Here is a 4,471-nt window from a genome sequence, read left to right on the forward strand (position 1 = left end):
CAATCAACAAAGTCGTTTACACCCTAAATGAGCCTGAAACTAACTGTGCAAAAAGCACCTCTGACTTGAATAGTGCCATCTTAGGGTTAACCGATAAATGTCTAGTGCCCCTGAAATTTCAAAGGTGTAGTGGATAGTTATTTTGGCCAGTGTTGTGTATATTTTCAAGCAAAAAAATATTGACTTCCATTAGATATAGTTGTGATTATATTAATAAAGTGAAACTCGTTTTGGGGCATAAATGGGTTAAGCCCCTAACCCATTTGTGGACAAAATCAATTTAGTTTTTCGTAGGATCATCTTCATTTCGGATAACCAAAAATAATTCAAAACTTATGAAGCATCAGTATTCTATAACCTTTAGCATAACAAACAATAGTGGCGCTGGCACAAACTGGCCGCTACTATGCAACTCTTCTGGCCTGGTGAAGCTGCTTTAGTTAAGATAAAGCTACAAGATAAGTGGGGCTGATGGAGAGGAGATTAAATCATTCGACACTAAATTAATATTGGGGATAAAAATAGATAATAATTTGACAGCTTATTATAATACCCGCGCCACCCATGAGGAATAGTAAGAAATTCACTATTTTTCTTTTAGAGACATCGACCTTTTCAAGATCCTTATATATTAAAAATTTCCTAGCTAAAAATAAATTCGCACCCCACCCTAAAAATGGGATTAGTATGCCTGCGTAAAACACGTTACCTAAAACAAGAATAGAAATTAATATTGCAATAGAGGATAGTATTGCTGACAAAGTTAAAATGAAATCCATCTCAACAAACAGCATCGCCCCACGCCCCAAAGAATGTAATTTATTTCGATAGCTATTACTTAGATATAGCTTCAGCAAACTAATAATACTCAAAATATCACTCCTCAGTAATTTGGACAATAACACCCACAGATCAGCATTTCACAGTAGAGTTAATCAAAATGTTATGCCTACCATAGAAACTATCGGCAATATCACGCTTCATCTGAACCAATCGTTGAATTTTTTGATAGTTTGATTGGATGCACCTCTTATAATTGCCCACTCATTCATTGTTGATCCTGTGACAGCCTGAGCAACAAAAACACCTTTGCCTGATACTCAGTAATGTATTCTGCAGTATTATCTCGTGGCCAGTCATACACACCATAAACTTGCTAATCGTAAGATATCTACACTCGCTAATCTATATCTTATAACATGCTGAAACGGGGGCGGATACGCCAAATATCTTCTATTTTGAATAGTCTTTTTTGTCATTTTGGATGGCCTTTGTTCTAAGCGTCCATATAAACCTCTTCATGTTGTGGTGAATAGACACTTAAAGGGGCAAAAAGGAGTTCTTAATTGGATAAACATTGATTACAAAATCTCATAAATTAATTAAATTTGGGAAATGTAAAAAAATGAGGTGCTAAATCGTTATGGTCGGATAGGCGGCACTTGTTACCAAGTACCGCCCTCCTAAGAACCGTACATGCAACTTTCACTGCATACGGCTCAAGCCTCCACTAAGGCGTATTCTGTTACCCAGCACCCTATATCGCAGCCAAGACAGGTTCGAACCAAGAGTTTCGGCCTTCCTTTGCCCGCTTACGCTTACTTAAGTAAGTTGCATATTCGGGGTCGTAAGGTGTCACTGCACTCCTGATTTTTACATGTCTTTTTATCGGCGTTTGAGCTATCTGAACCAGATTAAAATGGCAGTCCATGTTGGCGATTTTCTGCCAGCCGTGAAATTGCCATCCTCCTATGCGATTCATATAGTATTTACGCCTCACCCAGTCCTTACTTTTAGTTGGATGACGCCTAACGGCCCAACGCCATAACAGCCAGAAAAGTTGATGCCCTACATAACCGAAAACTTGCTTTGCAACACTGTGGCGATAATAGTTCGCCCATCCTCTCAGTTTCGGATTCAATATTTTAATTAAATCGTTAACGGGGATTGTTGGATGTTTTCTAATGAATTCACGTAGATTACTCAAAAATGATAGAACGTTGCTCTTGCTCGGTTTAATGAGCAGTTTGCCTTTGTACTTTCTAAGATTGAATCCCAGAAAGTCAAAACCATCATCGATATGAGTAATGTGCGTTTTCTCATCAGAGAGTGTTAAGCCTCTTTCCTGTAGAAAACCAATTAGTTGCGGCTTGATTTCATTAACGAGCACTTCCTTCGAAGAACCTGTGATAACAAAATCGTCTGCATATCCGATAAAGTTGACTCTATTCCCTGTTTTACAGGCAATAGACTTAACCAACTGCTCTAACCCAGCCAGCGTGAGCAACATCAGCGTTGGGGAGATTATCCCGCCTTGTGGTGTTCCTTCTGCTGTTTTGTAGAACAATCCTTTATCAACATAACCACATCCAAGCCATTGTTTCAGCATTCGCTTATCTAAATGAATGTTGTCGATGAGCCATTGATGACCTATCTTATCGAAACAAGCTTTGATGTCACCCTCAAGAACCCATTGGCTAGAGCGCTTCATACATAAACATTTGAAGCACTGTGCAATTGCATCTGCTGCGCTTCGGTTAGGTCGAAAGCCATAGCTATTGAGGTCGGTCACCGTTTCCGAAATAGGCTCCAAGGCGAGAAGATGAAGCGCTTGCTGCGCTCTATCTATCATGCAAGGAATGCCTAAAGGTCTGAGTTTGCCGTTTTTCTTGGGGATGTAGATACGCCTGAGCGGTTGGGCATGGTAGCCCTTTCTACTCAGTTGATTGACCGCACCTATACAACGAGCATCACTGTTCCAAACGATCCCGTCTATTCCAGGTGTTTTGCTGCCTTTGTTTTGAGAAACTCTTTTAACAGCAAGCAATTTTGCTGATGTAGAGTGAGTTAATATCCACTGCAACGCTTTCGCCTTGCCGTGTTTACCTTCTCGGGTTGCTTTTGCAATGCGCATTTGAAGCTTTAATACGTGTTGCTTAACCACTTTCCAGTTAATGGACTGCCATTGAGCATTGTCAGGGGATGCACTAACTTCGATTGAAGTCATCATTTGCGTTTCTCCTTAAATAAAGTTCTTCAAATCATCTTGCAACGGGAGACCAGCTAGAAGTCAGCTCGCTTTCGCGCCAGATAAAATCAGTATCCGCATCATTACAATGCGGCATTCGCTTTTTCTAGCCTCCTTTACCTGCATGACTATCGGCAGTCTTCGCAGACCGCTTTCCCAAGGGGAGCAATACAGGCTTACCCTGTTCCGTATGTCGCGCAACGTCAGGTTAGATGCCCACTCTAGTGCGGAGAGTACAACGATCACGAAAGGGCACTGCCCAACTCCTTTCCGACTCTCATTGCCATTTTGGCCACAGCGTATAAACCACTTCCGCTGTTTCTCGTATAACGCACCTTACATGGATTCACTTACGTTCATCATACTGACACCCTAGCACTTACCCGATTGTGGTTATCAGGAGAAACGTCCTCTCACGATTCAGTTCCCATTCGGCATAAAGCCAAATATCGTTACATTGTCAGACTCGCTGCTTTATTCAGAGTCTTAGGGTCATCTGGTGATACAGATGGTTCACTCTTATCGCGGTGAACAGCGCTTCATACGACTTCAGGTCGCACGGGCATAAGTGAGTCAGCGAAGATGTCGCTGACCCAAAAATGGACAAAAGCTTGTTAGAGTTCCAAGTCTATTGAGCTGAGTTCGGATTAATTGATGTATGGAAAAAATTTCGGTAGTGTTCAACATCCATAAAATCCCACCCCGCCGGTATCAATAATCAATTATATTTATTGTACCTACACGCATGTCAGGGACTGCCACCTTATATTTAACACTTTCCCCGTAAGTATCGATAATATATTGCCGAACTTTATCATCCATTCTATGCCCAAAAATTATTGCCTTTACCCACTCCTGGTTACTTCTATATATAGTAAATTTAGTATTATCTTGAAGCTGATGGAGCTCATGCATTTTGTGACTAGCTGTAATTCGGTACTCTTCTTCATAGCGCCACTTTTCTAGCTTGGTTAGCATAGCCTCTTTGATTAGATGACTTAAATTTTCTGTGGTGATCAAGCCGTATTCATTTTTGAAGATATCAAGAAGTTTGAATTTGGCTAATTCAGACTTATAGCTAACTTTTTCAGCATCTAACTTACTTGCATCCAATTCAATACAAAAACCCTTATGATTGTTCGTGTAATGTGACCACATGAGATCATTGTTGTCTTTGATGGTCACGCAGAACATTTTATAACTGTCAAAAAGCTTGTTTATTTCATCTCGATACTTTCTAAAGTTGGTCTGACCATTTTTTTTGCCCAATAACGGCTTTGCGACCCTTCTTTCTTTCGCCGATAGCTGTTGTAAAAAAGTAACCGTCTAGCGAACCACACCTAGCATCGATGTTCTGATTGTCTAAAAATACCTGCTCAATGATAAATTTGGAGCAGGTGATGAAAACATACAGAACAACTACTCAGTGGCAGATGCTACTTC

General features: G+C 40.5%; 3 protein-coding genes. All 3 read right to left on the minus strand.

The window, feature by feature from the left end:
• Positions 1 to 503 precede the first annotated feature (503 nt).
• The 3 genes from H5125_RS21355 to H5125_RS21365 all read right to left on the minus strand — a co-directional run bounded on the left by H5125_RS21355 (position 504) and on the right by H5125_RS21365 (position 4,297).
• Positions 504 to 872, minus strand: a complete 369-nt coding sequence (locus H5125_RS21355) for a hypothetical protein (protein ID WP_182745430.1) — start codon at positions 870 to 872, stop codon at positions 504 to 506.
• Positions 873 to 1,537: 665 nt separating this feature from the next.
• Positions 1,538 to 3,010 carry a group II intron reverse transcriptase/maturase gene (gene ltrA / locus H5125_RS21360; protein ID WP_182745431.1) on the minus strand — a complete coding sequence of 491 codons (1,473 nt, stop codon included), beginning with the start codon at positions 3,008 to 3,010 and terminating at the stop codon, positions 1,538 to 1,540.
• Positions 3,011 to 3,739: 729 nt separating this feature from the next.
• A complete protein-coding gene (locus H5125_RS21365; RefSeq protein WP_182745433.1) occupies positions 3,740 to 4,297 on the minus strand; it encodes a DUF2971 domain-containing protein in 558 nt (185 codons plus the stop codon).
• Positions 4,298 to 4,471 lie beyond the last annotated feature (174 nt).

It is taken from the genome of Shewanella sp. SR44-4 (genome assembly GCF_014163715.1).
GTDB lineage: Bacteria > Pseudomonadota > Gammaproteobacteria > Enterobacterales > Shewanellaceae > Shewanella.

Excerpts from the sequence above, each read along its gene's own strand:
- ltrA (WP_182745431.1), bottom strand. The coding sequence starts at position 3,010 with ATGATGACTTCAATCGAAGTTAGTGCATCCCCTGACAATGCTCAATGG.